The organism is Succinivibrio sp., assembly GCF_045124615.1.
In the GTDB taxonomy this organism is placed as follows: domain Bacteria; phylum Pseudomonadota; class Gammaproteobacteria; order Enterobacterales; family Succinivibrionaceae; genus Succinivibrio; species Succinivibrio faecicola.
The window spans coordinates 1-1,357 of sequence record NZ_JBGVMC010000180.1 but is presented as its reverse complement, the minus strand read 5'-3'; the positions used below and the strand labels follow the sequence as shown (position 1 = coordinate 1,357).

Genomic DNA, 1,357 nt, shown 5'->3' with positions numbered 1-1,357 from the left:
ATGCCGTTTTGTGTCATAGTCGGATAACCTAACAGACCACTAGCAGAATTTAATAATACGGCATTACCCTTTCTTGATGCTCCATTGTTAACAAGGATCATATTTTCATCATCTAATATGAGTTCTGCTCCGATCTGTTTAGCGCACTGTCTAGCCTGTTCAATAGGTGATCCCTCAAAAACAGCGTTTTTGATTGTTCCTGTTACACCTTCATTTTTAAAGGTAAAACCGATTTTTTGAGCCTGCATCTGAATAAAGGAGGATGCCTGCTGAGTGCCATTAACAACATTCTGTCCCTGCGCTGTGACCGCTCCAAAAAAGCCGATCTGACTTTCTATGTTAAATTTCACATCTGGCGCACTGTTAAAGTCTGCACTTGCTCTGGTAATTGTTCCTGCATAGATCTGATTGTAGCCGTTGTAATCATCCCCTGCGTAGATATTGATATAATTTCGCCTTACAAATAAAGGGTGCATACATAAAGTAGATAACTGCTCCATTACGTCAAGAGGTAAACCGTAAATCGTTGCGCTTGCCTTGCCAAAATCTGGTGCTCCGACTTTATCAACCTTTACAGACATAGCAAGATCGCTGATCTCGTAGGCGTTACCCTCACCGCCTTTAAATGATCCTTTCTGCAGGGTAAGTAAAATTTTTAATTTACGCTTTAAAAAGGAGGTGCGTGTTTGTGAGTTCTTTTTTTTATCAGTGTTTAAGAGATCGTTGATCTTAATCAGTTTCGATCTCCTGCATTTCTTCATCTGTTAAATAATAGAGCTTAAATCTGGTTTCTAATTCTTCATAATTAGGTTTACTCTGATTATCTGCAGGGGATGTAGAATCAACAATAAAAAAGTTTCCGCTGAAATTTGACTGATACAACAAAATTTTTTCTTTAGGCAACATAATGACATTTTGCACAATCGGATCATCATCAACCCATAATGAAAAATATGCGTTATCTCCCAAAAATCGCACCTGTATAGTACAATTCTGATCATTCAGAATAGCGTTAAATTCTTGATTAGGTGTATTGATAAGTGATAATTCAACCATTTTTTAACGCCTCTTTATTTTTTAAACCATCCGATCAAGCCACTCAAAGCACTTGTTTCTTTGCCCTGTTGTAAGCCTCTTGATTTCTTTCCACCTACTCTTACATTGGTAAATTGGCTTGTAACTTCTCTAATCTCTTGAAATGCACATTCAGCATATATCACATCTGTGCCGTTTTCTGCAGATCTGTTATATGAAAACTTGGTAAGTTTCATATTTGCATATTCCTGCTCTGGTGTTTCAACGGTTAACAGATCAGTGTTAGATACATACAGATTAAGTGCATCCACAAAAGCCATCA

3 protein-coding genes are annotated in these 1,357 nt (G+C 37.4%); all 3 read right to left on the bottom strand.

Annotated features, from left to right (window positions below):
* Positions 1 to 761: hypothetical protein (locus ACJML3_RS04675; protein WP_406021044.1), on the bottom strand; the 761-nt coding region annotated here is incomplete at its 3' end.
* On the bottom strand, positions 730 to 1,056 hold the full coding sequence (locus ACJML3_RS04670) for a phage baseplate plug protein (protein ID WP_406021042.1): 327 nt from the start codon (positions 1,054 to 1,056) through the stop codon (positions 730 to 732). The genes ACJML3_RS04675 and ACJML3_RS04670, both read right to left, overlap by 32 nt.
* A 14-nt stretch (positions 1,057 to 1,070) precedes the next feature.
* Positions 1,071 to 1,357, bottom strand: a 287-nt coding sequence (locus tag ACJML3_RS04665) for a phage baseplate protein (RefSeq protein WP_406021040.1), incomplete at its 5' end; no start/stop codon positions are given.

What these genes read in the sequence shown, in the direction of transcription:
- ACJML3_RS04670 (WP_406021042.1), bottom strand. Translation starts at nt 1,056, where the DNA reads ATGGTTGAATTATCACTTATCAATACACCTAATCAAGAATTTAACGCT.